17 protein-coding genes are annotated in these 16,924 nt (G+C 32.1%); 9 read left to right on the top strand and 8 right to left on the bottom strand.

Annotated features, from left to right (window positions below):
• Nucleotides 1-249 precede the first annotated feature (249 nt).
• The 3 genes from JJD95_RS04760 (at nt 250) to JJD95_RS04750 (ending at nt 3,019) form a co-directional block, all read left to right on the top strand.
• Complete coding sequence (locus tag JJD95_RS04760) at nt 250-747, top strand: YtxH domain-containing protein (RefSeq protein ID WP_291640889.1); 498 nt, start codon at nt 250-252, stop codon at nt 745-747.
• A 30-nt stretch (nt 748-777) separates the two neighbouring features.
• On the top strand, nt 778-1,119 hold the full coding sequence (locus JJD95_RS04755; protein ID WP_291640887.1) for a hypothetical protein: 342 nt from the start codon (nt 778-780) through the stop codon (nt 1,117-1,119).
• A gap of 127 nt (nt 1,120-1,246) precedes the next feature.
• Nucleotides 1,247-3,019, top strand: a complete 1,773-nt coding sequence (locus JJD95_RS04750; protein WP_291640884.1) for a M3 family oligoendopeptidase — start codon at nt 1,247-1,249, stop codon at nt 3,017-3,019.
• Between the two features lie 75 nt (nt 3,020-3,094).
• On the opposite strand, the gene JJD95_RS04745 is transcribed toward JJD95_RS04750, so the two are convergent.
• The 3 genes from JJD95_RS04745 to JJD95_RS04735 form a co-directional block, all read right to left on the bottom strand.
• A complete protein-coding gene (locus JJD95_RS04745; RefSeq protein ID WP_291640882.1) occupies nt 3,095-4,420 on the bottom strand; it encodes a replication-associated recombination protein A in 1,326 nt (441 codons plus the stop codon).
• A 42-nt stretch (nt 4,421-4,462) separates the two neighbouring features.
• Nucleotides 4,463-5,548: a toxic anion resistance protein gene (locus JJD95_RS04740; RefSeq protein WP_291640880.1), complete on the bottom strand. Its 1,086-nt coding sequence runs from the start codon at nt 5,546-5,548 to the stop codon at nt 4,463-4,465.
• 85 nt (nt 5,549-5,633) lie between these two features.
• Nucleotides 5,634-7,283: a YceG family protein gene (locus tag JJD95_RS04735; protein ID WP_291640878.1), complete on the bottom strand. Its 1,650-nt coding sequence runs from the start codon at nt 7,281-7,283 to the stop codon at nt 5,634-5,636.
• Between the two features lie 319 nt (nt 7,284-7,602).
• Here JJD95_RS04735 and rsxC point away from each other — a divergent pair, with 319 nt between their 5' ends.
• From rsxC to JJD95_RS04705, 6 genes are read left to right on the top strand one after another with little or no spacing between them, the layout of a single operon-like run.
• Nucleotides 7,603-8,925 carry an electron transport complex subunit RsxC gene (gene rsxC, locus JJD95_RS04730; RefSeq protein WP_291640876.1) on the top strand — a complete coding sequence of 441 codons (1,323 nt, stop codon included), beginning with the start codon at nt 7,603-7,605 and terminating at the stop codon, nt 8,923-8,925.
• A gap of 15 nt (nt 8,926-8,940) precedes the next feature.
• Entirely contained in the window at nt 8,941-9,861 is a 921-nt protein-coding gene (locus tag JJD95_RS04725; RefSeq protein ID WP_291640875.1) for an RnfABCDGE type electron transport complex subunit D, read from the top strand.
• On the top strand, nt 9,862-10,434 hold the full coding sequence (locus tag JJD95_RS04720; protein ID WP_291640873.1) for an RnfABCDGE type electron transport complex subunit G: 573 nt from the start codon (nt 9,862-9,864) through the stop codon (nt 10,432-10,434).
• The gene (gene rsxE, locus JJD95_RS04715; RefSeq protein ID WP_291640871.1) at nt 10,434-11,126 is read left to right on the top strand and encodes an electron transport complex subunit RsxE; all 693 of its coding nucleotides are present in this window, start codon (nt 10,434-10,436) and stop codon (nt 11,124-11,126) included. The genes JJD95_RS04720 and rsxE overlap by 1 nt, the downstream gene beginning before the upstream one ends.
• Before the next feature lie 33 nt (nt 11,127-11,159).
• Nucleotides 11,160-11,738 carry an RnfABCDGE type electron transport complex subunit A gene (locus JJD95_RS04710; protein ID WP_291640870.1) on the top strand — a complete coding sequence of 193 codons (579 nt, stop codon included), beginning with the start codon at nt 11,160-11,162 and terminating at the stop codon, nt 11,736-11,738.
• Nucleotides 11,739-11,741: 3 nt separating this feature from the next.
• Entirely contained in the window at nt 11,742-12,581 is an 840-nt protein-coding gene (locus JJD95_RS04705) for an RnfABCDGE type electron transport complex subunit B (RefSeq protein ID WP_291640867.1), read from the top strand.
• Between the two features lie 54 nt (nt 12,582-12,635).
• Here the strand turns inward: JJD95_RS04705 and JJD95_RS04700 are convergent, their stop codons facing one another.
• The 5 genes from JJD95_RS04700 to JJD95_RS04680 all read right to left on the bottom strand — a co-directional run bounded on the left by JJD95_RS04700 (nt 12,636) and on the right by JJD95_RS04680 (nt 16,895).
• Nucleotides 12,636-13,139: a Gx transporter family protein gene (locus tag JJD95_RS04700; protein ID WP_291640892.1), complete on the bottom strand. Its 504-nt coding sequence runs from the start codon at nt 13,137-13,139 to the stop codon at nt 12,636-12,638.
• A gap of 25 nt (nt 13,140-13,164) precedes the next feature.
• Nucleotides 13,165-13,551, bottom strand: coding sequence for a NusG domain II-containing protein (locus JJD95_RS04695; protein ID WP_291640865.1), 387 nt, complete (start codon nt 13,549-13,551; stop codon nt 13,165-13,167).
• The gene (locus tag JJD95_RS04690; protein WP_291640863.1) at nt 13,535-14,533 is read right to left on the bottom strand and encodes an FAD:protein FMN transferase; all 999 of its coding nucleotides are present in this window, start codon (nt 14,531-14,533) and stop codon (nt 13,535-13,537) included. Before JJD95_RS04690 ends, JJD95_RS04695 begins: the two co-directional genes overlap by 17 nt.
• 187 nt (nt 14,534-14,720) lie before the next feature.
• Entirely contained in the window at nt 14,721-15,134 is a 414-nt protein-coding gene (locus tag JJD95_RS04685) for a hypothetical protein (protein ID WP_291640861.1), read from the bottom strand.
• 180 nt (nt 15,135-15,314) lie between these two features.
• Nucleotides 15,315-16,895 (bottom strand): sodium-dependent transporter, encoded by a 1,581-nt coding sequence (locus JJD95_RS04680; protein ID WP_291640859.1) that lies wholly within the window; start codon nt 16,893-16,895, stop codon nt 15,315-15,317.
• Nucleotides 16,896-16,924 lie beyond the last annotated feature (29 nt).

Genomic DNA, 16,924 nt, shown 5'->3' with positions numbered 1-16,924 from the left:
TCATATTTAAATCTACCTTTCTGATTATCAACACCCCATTTGTACAATCTTATGAGGTATATTCTACACTATATTTTTGTATGTTTGGGACATAATCAAAAACGGTATACTAAGACATTATCATAAACGGATCATATAATTCGTTTCCATATTTATCTATTAGTTGACATAAATCCTTATATTGTGTATACTTGTGTATAAATATTAGTATGAAATCTAAAATTTTATCTTTTAAGGAGGAAAAAAATTATGATCTTTACAAATTATTTTGAAAAACGTAAAAAAGAAAAACAAAGAATATTAAAAATTAAGACAGCAAAAAAAATACTTGTTGGTACTTTTGCTGGAAGTCTTAGTGGTTTAATAGGTGGTTTGCTTTTTTCACCCAAATCCGGTAAGGAAAACAGAAAAGATATTTCTAACACAACAAAAGATCTAACAACCAATGTGAAAGAGAAAACTATAGAATTTAAGGGAGCTATTGATAATAAAGTTTCTGATGCTAAGGAAAATGTAATTGATGCAAAATCGAAAATTAAACAAAAGAGTACACAACTTAAGGAAGCTATTGATAATAAAGTTTCTGGTGCTAAAGAAAATGCAACAGATGCTAAAGTGAAAATTTCTGATTACTTAAATGAAAAAAGAGGATCAAAAGTAGTAGATGATGTAGATACTACTGACACTGAAGATGTAATTGATATTGAAGGACAAGCTGAGGTTGCTGAAAATAAATCTAAAAAATAAACAAAATTATGAAAGAATATGGTGGTATAAATGTATGTAGATTTTCTTATATTAGGACAAGGTTTATTGATTTTTCTTGGTGTAATTCTTTTAATTATACTGATAATAGGATTATTAAAGCTTATTAAAACTATATCAAGTGTAAATTCAATTATCAAAAGAAATGAAGAAAGTATTCATGAAGTATTAGATGTTTTGCCAAAAACATTTAAAAATTTATACGAGGTAACTGACAATATAAAAGATGTTACTGAAGTAGTAGTTCAAACAACTGCCACTGCCGTTGGTGCTACAGAATCTCTAGAAAGATATTTAGTATACATAGTAGATATCTTAAATATTATAAAAAAAATATTTTCAAATAAAAAGTAGGAGATTAATCTCCTGCTTTTTTTACCCTTAATTTAAACATACAATAATAATATTATTTATTAATACAACAACTAAAATGTGGTATAATATATACAATATATAATATTTTGTAAATGGAGGTATTGGTATGGATATGAAATGGAGTTTAAATGAGCTCTATACATCCTTTGATAGTAATGAATTTAAAGAGGATATGATTTCTTTTGAGAATTCCATAGAACATATAAAAAAGTGGACTCTAAAAAATTGTGGTGATTCTAAGGACCCAAAAACAAAAATTGAAGATTATCTTAATTTTGAAAATGAATTTAGTGACCTTACAAATAAATTATATAATTATGCGGAGTTGTCCTTAAGTGTTAATACGAAAGATGAAACTTCCAATAAAATTTCAGAAAAACTAGCCACTAAACTTTCAGAACTTGCTAAACCCTATACTGTTTTTTCAAAATGGCTAAATTCAATTAAAGATTTAGAATCTATAATTGAACAATCAGAGCTTATGAAAACACATAGTTATTACCTAATGGATTTAGCTCTAAACGCTAAATATTTGCTTAGTGATTCTGAAGAAGAGCTTATAGCTAAAATGAAAAATAGTGGGTCAAATGCTTGGTCTAAACTTCAAAACACACTAATATCAACACTGCTAGTGCCTATTACTATAAATGGCGAGGATAAGATGCTTCCACTATCTATGGTTAGAAATATGGCCTATGATAAAGATAGTAAAGTCAGAAAAAATGCTTATGAAGCAGAACTTAAAGCTTATGATTCAATTTCAGAATCCTCTGCAGCATCATTAAACGGCATCAAAGGCGAAGTGATTACCCTTTGCACTCTTAAGGGATATGAATCTCCACTTCATAGCACTCTCGAAAATTCAAGAATGGATAAAGAAACTCTAGATGCTATGTTAAGTGCAATGATGGAAAGCCTTCCTTCTTTCCATAAATATTTTACGAAGAAAGCAGAACTATTAGGCCATCCTTCTGGTCTTCCTTTTTATGATTTATTTGCACCATTGGGTGACGCTAATATGCACTTTTCTTATGAAGAAGCCAGAAAATTTATCGTTAAAAATTTTGCCACCTTTAGTGACAATCTTGCAAATTTTGCTGATTATGCTTTTTCTAATAACTGGATTGATGCTAAGCCTCAAGCTTCTAAATTAGGTGGTGCTTTCTGTTCTAATTTACATAGCATTAAAGAAAGCAGAATACTATCTAACTTCACAGGGAGTTTTAACGATGTTTCAACACTAGCACACGAGCTAGGTCATGGCTATCACGGTCTATGTTTAGCAGAAGAATCTGCACTTAATAGTGATTATCCTATGCCTATTGCCGAAACCGCTTCAATCTTTTGTGAAACAATAATTAGTAATGCAGCCTTAAAAAATGCTTCTGAGAAAGAAGCCTTTACAATACTTGAAAGTGATATTTCTGGAAGTTCCCAAGTCATTGTAGATATTTTAAGCCGTTATTTATTTGAAACTGAACTGTTTAAACGAAGGGAAGATAGTTCTGTGCCAGTACACGAATTAAAAGAAATCATGTTAAACTCACAAAAAAAAGCTTATGGAAAAGGTCTAGATCATAATTTTTTACACCCGTACATGTGGATGTGTAAACCTCATTACTATGATGCTTCAAGCAATTTTTACAACTTTCCTTATGCCTTTGGTCTACTATTTTCTAAGGGACTCTATGCGGAATATTTAAAAAGAGGAGAATCATTTGTAAATGATTATAATACCCTACTTTCTGCTACTGGAAAAAATAATTTAGTACAAGTGGCAAAAATGATGAATGTAAATATTCACTCTATAGATTTTTGGAGAAGTTCACTAAATCTTATCTGTGAAGATATAGAAAAATTTGTGAATATGGCTAACTAGTTTTAACTAGTGTTAACTAGTTCTATAAAATAAAGCAGGTAATATAAACATATGTTTATATTACCTGCTTTTGCACTATTTTGATTTATCTTTCAGTATCTTAAGTCTCTCTTTAATTTTCTTTTCATATCCATTATCGCATGACTTATAATATTCGCTGCCTATAAGTTCACTTGGCAAGTACTGCTGTTTTACATAATTACCCTCATAATCATGAGGGTATAAATACCCTATTCCATGTCCTAATTTGTTTGCTCCACTATAATGACTATCCCTTAAATGTACAGGTACACTTCCTATATTCTTTTGTTCTACATCTTTAAGTGCCTTATTAATAGCTATATAAGATGCATTGCTTTTAGGGGCGCAGGCTATATAAATTACTGCCTGTGCTAAAATAATTCTAGCTTCTGGCATACCTACAAACCTAACCGCCTCCGCTGCATTATTTGCTATAACAATAGCCATAGGATCTGCATTACCAACATCCTCTGATGCAGATATTACAATTCTCCTGGCAATAAATTTTGGATCCTCACCAGCATATATCATTCTAGCAAGGTAATGAATCGCAGCATCAGGGTCAGACCCTCTCATACTTTTGATAAAAGCTGAAATCACATCATAATGTTCGTCTCTATTTTTATCATATTTTATATGCTTTTGTTGGAGACATTCTCGAACAACATCCATTGTTATGCTTATCTTGCCATCCTCGTCTCTATCCGTAGTGAGTATTGATAATTCCAAGGCATTAAGCGCACGTCTTGCATCACCATTCGCCATATTTGCAAGGTAGCTTATAGCTTCGCCCTCCATATAGATATTAGTGTTTCCAAAGCCTACATCTTTATCTTCTAATGCTCTTACAATAATTTTCCTTATATGTTCTTCCTTTAAAGGCTCTAGTTTAAATAACATGGACCTAGATATTAATGCATTATTAACTTCAAAATAAGGATTTTCTGTGGTTGCACCAATTAAAACTATTGTGCCCTTCTCTACAAAAGGTAGAAGCGCATCCTGTTGAGCTTTATTAAATCTATGAATTTCATCTATAAATAATATAGTTTTAATATTGTACATACCCAAATTGTTCTTAGCCTGAGCTACTACTTCTCGTAATTCTTTAAGCCCATCAGTAACTGCATTAAGTCTAACAAAATCTGATTTTGTTGAGTTTGCAATAACTTTAGCCAAGCTAGTTTTGCCTGTACCTGGTGGACCATAAAGTAATAATGAGGTTATTTTATCCGCAATAATAGCACGCCATAAAAGCTTTCCCTTACCTAAAATATGTTCTTGACCTACAAAATCTTCTAGTTTTTTAGGTTTTAATCTCTCAGCTAAGGGTGCATCTTTACGTAGGTTTTTTTCTTGCTGTAATTCAAATAAGTCCATTTTATCACCTTAAGTCCTTCATTTTGTCTTCTTTATCATTTTTTAACCTATAGATTTATGCTTTAATTTTTCTGTCATCTCATGTAATTTAACTATTCCATCTTCTCTTAATCTCTTATTTTCATTTTCAATGGTATTAGTTTCCTCTATTCCCTGCATAATAGTATTCCAAGTTTTCTCTAGTGTTTCAATTTTTACGCTTGTTCCTCCAGCGAGTTTTGCTATATCAACACTTTGACTTCTAATATTCTCAGCATTTTTCATAAGTAATTCATTGGTTGTTCTATCAAGTTCAGATAGTGAATCCGATACTAATTTCTGCTTCTTTAAAGCAATCGCTTGAATTATTCCATTTTTAAATACAGGTATTGTTATTATAAACGCAGAATGAACTTTAGATATCAACTTATAATTTCCTCTTTGAATCATTTTAATTTGAGGAGCCGTTTGTAAGGACACCATCTTTGCCATTTCCAAATCATAAATTCTCTGTTTAAGCATTTCAACAGTTGCTTTAGCATTCTCATAATTTATTGCATTTATTTGTTCTCCATTATTTGCTAGAGCCTGAAGTTTAGGAAGTTCTTCAGTTTCATTTATTTCAACCACTATATTTCCTGCAGCAATATATTTCTCAAGTTCTCCATAATACTCAAAATTCTGATTGTATAAGTTTTCAAGTGACAGGTTTGAATTGTTTATTTCAGCCTTATATCCACTAAGTTGAGTGTATATTTTATCTATTTCTCCTCCAATGGTTTTATACTTACCCAGCATTTTTTCGATGGCCTGACTTGGTTTACTAAAAAGCTTTGCAAAAAATCCAGTTTTGGCTTCCTCGAAATCTTGTTTATCAAATTTTTTCATTATACTTGTGAGTTCTTTTATCATAACACCTGAATCTTCTACGCTACTAGATTTAATAGAATTTAATATTTGATCCGCAAATTTAGATATTTGTTGGGCTGGTTCATTTCCAAATTCTAATACCGCGTTTGCATCTTTAATGTTTATATTAGATGCAATTTGTCTAACTTGTGGTGATACTTTAAGCTGATTACTTATACTTTTAGCCTTCTGTTCAATATTCTCATCTTCAATTACTAGTATTCCATTATTTTTTTCCATATTAATCACTCCTCTTATCTATTTTCATAATTTATTTTTCAGATTTCTATACTATAGCATAAAAATCAACATTCCAACTCAAATATCAATTATTAAATAAGCCCTCGAAAAAACCTTTTTTCTTCCTCTTCACATACTCCTTAAATTGGAGTTTAAAAGTAACATCTTCTAATCTATGAATATCATAACACTCAGAATAAATAAAATTCTCTATATCGTTATATCCTGATGGGTTATATATAATTATATCTATTGCCATAGCATTCATAAAGGCAAGCATTATACAGTCTTCAAAAGATAAATTACCATTTTCTTCATTATTATAAACTATTATTTTAGGAACCTCTTCTGGATAATCATAAGATTGTAAAAGTTCAAGTATTTCTATATCTAGATTTATAAGCACTGAGAAAATATCAACTTGTAAATCTCTTGTATCTTCCTGTTCAACATTTATTATTACAGGACTTAAGCATAATTCTTTTATTTTCTCTGCCATAGTCTTTTGAAGTCCGGACCTTAAATCCTTATACTTCCACCACGAAGAATTAATCATTTCGGAAGTATCAAACTTAGAAAAAATATTATTAGGGTATATCTGATTAAACTTCCCATATTCCAAATGCACTGCACCCATTATAGGTAATTTTTTATAAAATTTAGTGAATCTTTGAGTAGTTACCTCACTAATTTTCTGGAAGTATAAATCAATGTTGGCGTTGGTACCACAGATTTTAGAGAAAATATTGGGTATAACTACTGTTGAGTCTTTAACTTTAAAACCCTCTCTTATAGATCCTTTTTCCTTCATCCATATATATATTTCTTCATAGGTAGTATGAAGCGTTACACACTTCAGGTTATAGTCAGCAAACTGCCAAGGCCTATAAAAACCAGATTCATCTGTAAACAAGGTTTTATTAAGTTCTTCCTTAGCACTAAAAGCCGTGGTCTTAATTCTATCTTCATTATTAAAAGGAAAAGGTTTTATGACCACCTTGCTGTCATAAACAATTTCCTTAGAAAAAGCATTATATTTATCTATTTCATGGAAAGCTCCAGAATTATTCGGATTAAAGTATAAAACATCACAACCCAAAGTTGATAATAATATCAAATAAAACACTTCAGTTTTTGAGATTTCTCCATAAAACAATATTTTGGGATTATTACCACTATAATTGAATTTTTCGAACAAGTTCACAGAATAAATATTAATCCAGTAAATCATATAATTTATAATAACTTTTATATCATCCCTTTGGACTCCATCATTACTCTTGATATAATACTCCGTGAGACCCTTTAAATTATTTTTAATTTGCTTAAGTAAAACTTTGTTTGATAAATTCGGGAAAAGCCCATTATCGCTTATTGAATTTATAATTGATGCCATATCTATAATTTCCATTTGCGATGTTTTAGTCCAAATATCATTAAGCTTATCCTGCAAATTTATGCTAATGTTTTTATCTAAACCCTCATGAAATCTTTTATAACAGGGTCCTATTTTCTTTATTTCACTATCTAATTTATAAAGGCTTTCATAGTAATCATTCTCATTGCTTTTTATACCTATAAACCTATAAAAGTAACATGGAATAAACACAACATTGGAATTATACTGAAATTTATTTCTTTTATAAACCTGCGTTTTTAAACTTTTTATAATGTCTTCATTAATATTTAAATTAACACTGTGAATCTCCAAATTATTCAAACCCTGTTTTTCCATATCCACCTTACCTTCTTAAATTGTTTTTATTGCAAATATAGTTTTTTCATTAATTATAAGTATACCATATTAATCACATATTTTTCATTATAATATAGTGAAAAATACCCATTTTTTAATAGACTTATTGAATTGTTAGAATAGTACAACTTTATTTTCCAGCTACTTTTTTAATGAAAAACATACTTTTATGTGCGCAAATAGTGTAATATATATATGATAGTTGATTTTATATTTACCAAATAAAAATTTTCATATATTGTAATGATAGATATAATTTCGTTCTATAATTATCAATTCAAGTACAAGGAGGTTTATTATGGGACTTTTGACTTTCAAAAAAGGTATTCACCCTAATGATAGAAAAAACTTAAGTATGCACAAAGCAATTCAAGATTTACTTCCAAAGGGCAACTTAGTATTTCCTATGGTACAACATATAGGAGCGCCTTGCGACCCTTTAGTAAAAAAAGGCGACAGAGTACTACTCGGACAAAAAATAGGTGAATCTAAAGCATTTGTATCTGCACCAATATATTCAAGTGTATCTGGAACTGTTAAAGAAGTTGCACAAAGATTACATACTAATGGAACAATGGTAATGTGCGTTATTGTGGAAAACGATAATATTTACGAAGAAGTACTTACTAATGTTCTCCACCCTGATTATGAAAAGCTATCTAAAAATGAACTAGTAGCTATCATTAAGGATGCAGGTATCGTTGGTATGGGGGGAGCAGGTTTTCCAACACATATTAAGCTTACTCCACCTGCTGATAAAGTAATCGACAGTATTATAATAAATGCTGCAGAGTGTGAACCTTATTTAACCTGCGATTACAGAATGTTACTAGAAAAAACCGATGAAATCGCAGAGGGCTTAAAAATTATCCTTCAAATGTTTCCTGGCGTAAAAGGCTATATTGCAATAGAAAATAATAAACCTGATGCAATTGCTGCTATGGAAAAAGCCACAGAAAGTATTGAGAATGTACAAGTTACTACAATGGTTACAAAATATCCTCAAGGTGCAGAAAAACAATTGATTTATGCAATTACTGGTAGAGAGTTACCTTCTGGTAAACTTCCTGCAGATGTTTCATGCATAGTTCAAAATGTTGATACTGTTTATGAGATTTATAATGCTGTAGTAAACGGCAAACCCCTCACAGAAAGAGTTTTAACAGTAACTGGAGAAGCAATTAAAGAGCCACTGAATTTGAGAGTAAAATTTGGAACTTCTATAAGCGAAGTTATCGAAGCTGCTGGTGGATTCAAAGAAGATCCTGTTAAAGTTATTTCAGGTGGCCCAATGATGGGAATGGCACTAAGTTCTTTAGATGTTCCTGTAATTAAAGGAACTTCAGGAATACTTTGTTTAACAAAAGAACAAGCTAAACTAGAAGAAGAATCTAGTTGCATAAGATGCGGTAAATGCATGAGTGTTTGCCCAATGTTTTTAAATCCTACAAAGCTCAACTCTTTAGTTTTAAGAGGAGATTACGAAAATTTTGAAAAGCTACATGGTATGGATTGTATTGAGTGTGCTTGTTGCTCTTTTGTATGTCCAGCAAAACGTCATTTAACTCAAACTTGCCGTGAAGGCAAAAGAACAATAAATATTAATAGAAGAAAAAAATAGATAGAGGTGACTTATATGTATACAGTATCTTCATCCCCACACATTAAATCAAATGATTCAGTGCAGGGCATAATGAGAGACGTAATAATAGCATTATTACCTGCTACTTTTGCAGGTATATACTTCTTTGGATTACAAGCATTTTTGGTTACATTAATATCTGTACTATCATGTATCGCGTCAGAAGCTTTATGGCAAAAACTTACTCACAGAAAAATTACAATAGGGGACCTTAGTGCTGTTGTAACTGGTTTATTACTTGCTTTTAACATGCCAGCTGCTGTTCCACTTTGGCTTCCTGCAATCGGAGGTTTTTTTGCAATAATTATTGTAAAACAATTTTTCGGTGGAATAGGACAAAATATAATGAATCCAGCTTTGGCTGCTAGAGCATTTTTACTTACCTCTTGGCCAGTACATATGACTAATTTCACTGTTGATGGTGTTTCGGCTGCTACAGCTCTTGGAATACTTAAAGAAGGTGGAGGAGATTTACCTAGCCTAATGAGCCTTTTTATCGGTAATGTAGGTGGTTGTATTGGTGAAACTTCTGTAATTGCATTACTAATTGGTGCAGCATATTTACTATACAAAAAAATAATAAGCTGGCATATACCAGTAGCATATATTGGTTCAGTCTTCATTTTAACCTTCATATTTGGTAGAGATGGTTTAATGACCGGAAATGCATTATATGAAATTCTTGCTGGAGGACTTATTCTCGGTGCTTTCTTTATGGCAACTGATTATACAACTTCACCAATGGCAAAAAGAGGACAGCTTATATTTGGTATTGGATGCGGAGTTTTAACTGCCATAATACGTATATATGGCGGATACGCTGAAGGAGTATCTTATTCAATACTTATAATGAGCTTATTTGTACCATTTATTGATAAATTTACTGCTCTACGTATTTTTGGGGAGGTGAAATAATTGAAAGAAAATATTAAATTAGGTTTAATTTTACTTTTAATTACAGGAATCGCAGGATTTTTACTAGGTGGTTCCTATGAAATAACAAAAGGACCTATTGCTGCAACTGTTGCTGCTGATAAAAAAGCTGCCATGACAGAACTATTACCATCGGCTGATAATTTTGAGACAGCAGATGTAAAACTTGATGGCAATGAAAAGATATCTGAAGTTAATGTAGCCCTTAAGGGTACAGAAATAATTGGGTATGCTATAAAGGTTGCACCAGGCGGATACGGTGGCCCAATTGAAACAATGGTTGGGATATCATCTGACGGAAAGGTTACTGGTATTAAAATTTTGGCCTTGCTAGAAACTCCTGGTCTTGGTGCTAATGCTCCAAATCCTGAGTTTTCAGATCAATATGATAATAAACCTACAAAAGAGAAATTAGAAGTTGTAAAAATATCCCCTTCAAAAGAAAATCAAATACAAGCTATAACAGGGGCCACTATTACATCGAAAGCAGTAACACTTGGCGTTAACGATGCTATTGATTTTTACAATACTTCACTAAAAGGAGGTAAAAAATAATGAGCATAATTTCTGAAAGAATAAAAAACGGTATAATAACAGAAAATCCGATATTTGTACAAGTTTTAGCTATGTGCCCCACTTTAGCTGTAACTACTAGTGTTGAAAACGGCCTAGGTATGGGTCTAGCATCTACAGTGGTATTAATTGGTTCTAACTTAATTATTTCATTATTAAGAAAAGTAATCCCAGATAAAATTCGTATACCTGCTTACATCACGGTAATCGCTACTTTTGTTACATTAATACAATTTTTATTGCAAGGTTATGTTCCATCTTTATACAAATCTCTTGGAATATTTATTCCACTTATAGTTGTTAACTGTATAATTCTTGGAAGAGCTGAAGCATATGCTGGAAAAAACAAAGTATTTCCTTCACTCTTTGATGCTATTGGAATGGGACTTGGTTTTACTATAGCATTAGCTGTTCTTGGCGCTGTTAGAGAATTACTAGGAGCGGGTTCTTTACTAGGTTTCAATGTATTTGGAAACTCCTTTGAGCCTGCTATAATGATGGTTTTAGCTCCTGGAGCTTTCATTACCGTCGGAATTTTAATGGCTTTACTAAATCAAAAATCAATCAATGAAACAAATAAAGTTAATGATAAAATTGCACATTTTCATGAATTTAATGAAGAAACCGGTGAATGTGGTGGTTGTGGAGCTTGTTCACATAGTTGCAAAAAATAATTGTTTTAACTTATTAAGAAAGGTGGATTAAAAATGGGACTTTTTTCAATTTTTATAAGTTCATTTCTAGTAAATAACTACGTATTAGCTAAATTCCTTGGAATATGTTCTTTTCTTGGAGTTTCTAAAAAAACTGAAACTGCAAAAGGTATGGGACTGGCAGTAATATTTGTTATGATCTTATCCTCATTAATGACTTCCATAGTTTACAAAATTTTAGTTCTTTTGCACGTGACATTTCTATCAACTCTAGCCTTTGTGCTAGTTATTGCGTCACTCGTACAATTTGTTGAAATGGTAATTAAGAAAACTCAGCCAGCTCTCCATAAAGCGCTTGGTATATTTCTTCCATTAATAACAACAAACTGTGCTGTTCTTGGTATGGCCCTTATAAACCTACAAGAAGGCTATACCATAATGGATGGTCTAGCTAATGCTCTTGGAGCAGGTCTAGGTTTCATGCTTGCAATTGTACTACTTTCAGGACTAAGAGAAAGAATGGAAGATAATGATAATATGCCTTTAGCACTCAAAGGGCTACCTATTTCGCTAGTTACAGCAGGACTCATGTCTATCGCATTTTTAGGCTTTAGCGGTTTGGGGGGGCTTTAATAAATGGATATAAATAATTTAATTTACCCGGTAATAGCAATTGGAGGTATGGGACTTATATTTGGCGTGGTCCTTGGTTATGCTAATAAAAAATTCCACGTACCAGTTGATCCTAAAATACCATTAGTTAGAGCAGCACTGCCTAGTGCAAACTGTGGTGCATGTGGATATCCCGGTTGCGATGCTTATGCTGCAGCCGTAGTTCAAGGCGATGCAAAACTTAATTTATGTTCAGTAGGTGGAAGTTCTGTTGCTGAAGAAATTGGAGAAATAATGGGCGTATCTGTTGAAAGCGCAAACCCACAAGTTGCCTTTGTTAAATGTAAAGGAACTTGCACTGTTGCAAAAGAGAAATATATATATGATGGAATTATGGATTGTCGCCAAGCAGTTATTGCTCCTGGTGGCGGTTCTAAGGCTTGCAGTGATGGTTGTTTAGGCCTTGCAAGCTGTGTAAGAGCTTGTGAATTCAATGCCCTACATATCATAGATGGTGTAGCTGTTGTCTATAAGGATAACTGTGTAGCTTGTGGTGCCTGTGTTACTATCTGTCCTAAGGATTTAATAGAGATGGTTCCTGCTTCCCAAGAAGTTCTTATAGAATGTAACTCAAAATCAAAGGGTAAATCAGTTAAAGACAATTGTTCTGTTGGATGCATTGGTTGTACCATGTGTGTAAAAGTTTGTCCTGAGGATGCAATTGTTATGGTTAATAACTTAGCTGTAATAGACTTTAAGAAATGTACAATGTGCGGCGCATGTGCTGCTAAGTGTCCTACAAAAGCAATCTCAAAGCCTTTAAAAGATCGTGTCAACATGAGTGAGACTGCAACAAGTAAATAATTAAAAACAAAAAGATACTAAGATTAATAATCTTAGTATCTTTTTTTATTTTTCCTATTTTAATATCGCTATTTTTTCTAATCTATTCTTTAGTATGCTAGCTAGTATTCCAATAAAATACCCCGTAACAATAGCTGCAACTAGAAGTACTGGTAAATATACGTATATCCTTAAATCATTAAGTATGAAGGCAGCTACCAGTAGCTGACCTATGTTATGAAACACTGCTCCACATACGCTTATTATTGATATACTTAAGGAATTTTTAAAATACTTATAAAGTAATATCATTACAATATTACTTAGCAGTCCACCAGCAATGCTGAACATAAATGCTGACAAACCACCTCCAAACATAGAACCTAACAGAGTTCTTAAAATCATTATTAACAATGCTTCTTTCCATCCTAGTAGTAGTAATGCGACTAAGGAGATAGAATTAGCAAGTCCTAATTTTATTCCTGGAAATAAAACTGGAATCTGGGCCTCAATTAAATAAATTACCAAGGCCATTGCCACTAGCATACTAAGTAAAACCATTTTTTTAGTCTTTTTCATATTTTCACCTGCATCTTTTTTCATTTTAATAAGTGGCACCATCAATGCCAGTAATGTCTTCTCCGTTAATACTAATTACAAGTTTATTGGGTAAACATACGATTAGTCCACCTGGATCTGTTATAGTTCCGATTTTAACACACTCTTTATGTAAACAATCTGCATCTTTAACTCTAATACTACCGTGCTTTACTAGTATGATATTGTAATGTTCATTTTCTGATTTTATAGTAAATTCTTCTTCTTCTATCACTTTATTCAAATCAATAGTTCTAACTATCTTACCACCACTCTTAATAACCGCAATTTTTTCTGATCCCACAATTACATTTTTGTATATTAAAGTAGCACCAAAACTAATTATCACAATAATTAAGAGTATTATTACAACTATCTTATCGCCCTTCTTCATAAGTGAACCCCTTGTCTGTTAGTTTAAAACTGTCTTTAATACCACTGGTAACATATATTTTTTTATCATCTGTTATAAAAATTGCTTCTACGCCCTCTATAGACTCCACTAATTTTTGCGCTTTCTCAATTCCCATAATATAAGTACTTGTAGATAGTACATCTCCATCTATTGATTTATCTGATATTATAGTTGTACTTATAATACCATTTTCTGACGGATATCCATTTTTAGGATCAAATATATGATGATATCTTTTGGTACCCACCATAAAAAATCTTTCATAATTGCCTGATGTAACCACAGACTTATCTGAAATACTAATGGTACCTAAGTATTTCCCTCTAACCTCTAGTGGATTTTGTATGCCTATGTTCCATTTAGTTCCATCTAGTTTATTTCCCATGGCATAAATATTACCACCTAAATTTATAATTGCACTGCTAATTTTATTTTCAAGCAAAATACCTTTTATCTCATCAGCTGTATAACCCTTTGCTATGGCACCTAAATCTATAGCTTGATTAGTTCGTTTTAACTGAGCAGTTGAATTCTCTCCATCTAAAATAATATCCTTATAGCCAACTAACTTTAATTTTTCAGTAATTTCATCTTTTGATGGAACTCTTGCCGCATCTGTACCTATGCCCCATAGTTTTACAATTGGTTCTATAGTTGGATCAAAAGCACCTTCTGTTAATTTACTATATTGAACCGCTTTTTCTATTACGGAATATGTTTCCGCGCTCAGTTTCTGACCTGACATCCCTGCTTTTGCATTTAACATTGAAATTTCAGAAGTTTCAATGCTAACAGACATTTTATTTTCTATTTCTTCCACCCTTTTAACTGCCTTTTCTGTTGCCTCTTCTGCATTTTTACCATAAACCTTTAAATCAATAATTGTTCCCATCATGTAAGTCTCTTTCTCAACAGGCTTAGTAGTATCTTTGCAGGCTACTAAAAATATTGAGATTGACAATATTAAGACAATATAACCTTTATTACGCCAATTTTTTATTATTCTCACCACCCTAGCATATTTTTAAGTAAATTATATCATATATACATTCTAAAAAATTTCTGAAATTCACTTAATATTATAACACACTCAAGTCACATAAAAAAAGTGCTAAAACAAAGTCTCAGCACTTTTAATCATTATTAAATTATGTGAAAAGTTCTTTATGTCTTCGTAATTTTACAAACACTATCACAGATAAACTGATCATTAAAATACTTAATAGAAAGAAGCTTATTGTCATTGCTCCAGCCACAGTGCTTGATATATTATAATCTGCACTTAGTTTAGCCATTTGATTAGCTCTATCGGCAAAAACACTAATAGAATATCGTATCCATAGAACTGAGATAGAAAAAGCTAAGGGCACTATCGCCAGTGCTATTAAATACCCGCTCTTCCTTCCTCTTTTTACCCCTACAAGTCCCATAATTATTGGGAGAATAAATAGTAAGGGCATAATAGGTCCAGTAAATTGTGGAGTTAACATTAAAAACAGTGCACATAAAAGCGTAACATATAACGTAATTCTTCTTATAATGGCAACTTCATCAATATTCATATATCCTCACTCTTTTCCTATTTACTCTTTAATACGGCTCTTAAACAAACCGTTGCTGAAATAAGTATTGCACCCCACATTATAAGCATAAAAGTCAACGCTTGACCACCCATATTTATACCCCCTTATATTTTTTGTAGTAGGAAATAATTAATAATTATTTCCTACTGTTTCAAATCATTATTTTCTTATTAGAATCTTATCTTGCTTAACCTCTTCACCATAAACAGCTTTTATACTCTTATATGTTCCAATAAAGCCTACAATGAATACTAATAGTATAACTAATCTTGCACCATTAACCCACGGAATTAATATTGGTGTTTTTTCTACAAAACTTGGTATAAATTTAAAATATCCGTCTTTAATATATGCTAGAGTTGATCCTACTAAAATAACTATTATAACCACCGGTGTTATCCATCTAATCATAACAGTATATATCCATTTTGGTGCTTGCCAATAAGATCCATGATTTATTTCGTCTAGTGGGTTATCTTTCATGAGCCACCCAGCTACAACTATTTCTATAAGGCCCATTACAACCAATAAATAAGTACCAACCCAGTTATCAATCTCTGTTAAATAAACAAGTTCAGCAGTTTTTGTAAGTATTGGCTCTAGTGCAACTGGTAAGCCAACTATTATATATCCTACGAAAACCATCAGGGATGCCTTCTTCTTAGCCATACCCATACCTTCTTCTAGTATTGTTACTAAGTAATTATACATTGCAATAGCTGAAGTAAACCCAGCAAAGAATAATAACATAAACCATAGTGTTCCAAGTAACATACCACCACTCATACTTCTAAAAATATTAGGTAAAGATATGAAAGATAGTCCTACTCCTGAACTTAAACCCTCTACACCCATGAAAGCGTAAGTAATTGGTATTGCAATACTTCCACCAAGTATTACTTCTGCAAATTCATTTAGAGATACCGTCGTCAATGCCGAAGTTACAATATCATCATCTTTCTTTAAATAGGATGCATAATTTTGAATTATTCCCATACCGAGTGATAATGTAAAGAATATTTGACCTGCGGCTGCAAGTGCAGCTTGAAAATTCAAATCTGCCCATCTTGGAGCCCAAAGATAATCTAACCCTTTTATAGCAGACCAATCTGGGTTAACTGGTGACCCTATAGTTAACGCTTTATAAATTAATATAAATCCAAATACATACAATACAGGCATCATTATTTTTGCCCAAGTTTCTATACCCTTTTGAATTCCTCTTGTAACTGCAAATGCTAAACATGATAAACTAATTATCCAAAAAGTAAATACATAGGCAGGATTTTGTACGTAATTCGAAAAAAACTCTCCTGTGCTTACAGCCATATCTGAGTATCCACCAGTAGCAGATAAAACGGCATATCCCAGAGTCCAACCTATTATATGATTATAATATGAATTTACCAATAATGTAACTCCAATAACTAACATTCCGCCAATAGAGCCTAAAATAATTGCTCTTTTCGGTCTAATCCTGTCCCTTGCCTGAATATAAATCATAAAGCCTACAGTACCATGTCCATATTTTCCGCCAAGTCTACCCATCATCCATTCTACCATCATTAATGGTATTCCAATTAGAAAAAGAGCCAATACATACGGAATCATGAATGCTCCGCCACCATTTTTTGCAGCTTGATATGGAAATCTCCAGAAGTTCCCAAGACCAATTGAATTTCCTGCCATTGCTAAAATAAGTCCAATTTTCGAACCCCAGTTTTCTCGTTTTTCAGCCATTAATAGACCCCCTATTTTTTAATTAATTA

The sequence above is a fragment of the Clostridium sp. genome, from assembly GCF_016650035.1.
GTDB lineage: Bacteria > Bacillota > Clostridia > Clostridiales > Clostridiaceae > Clostridium_AD.
This window is presented reverse-complemented; position numbering and strand designations above follow the sequence as displayed.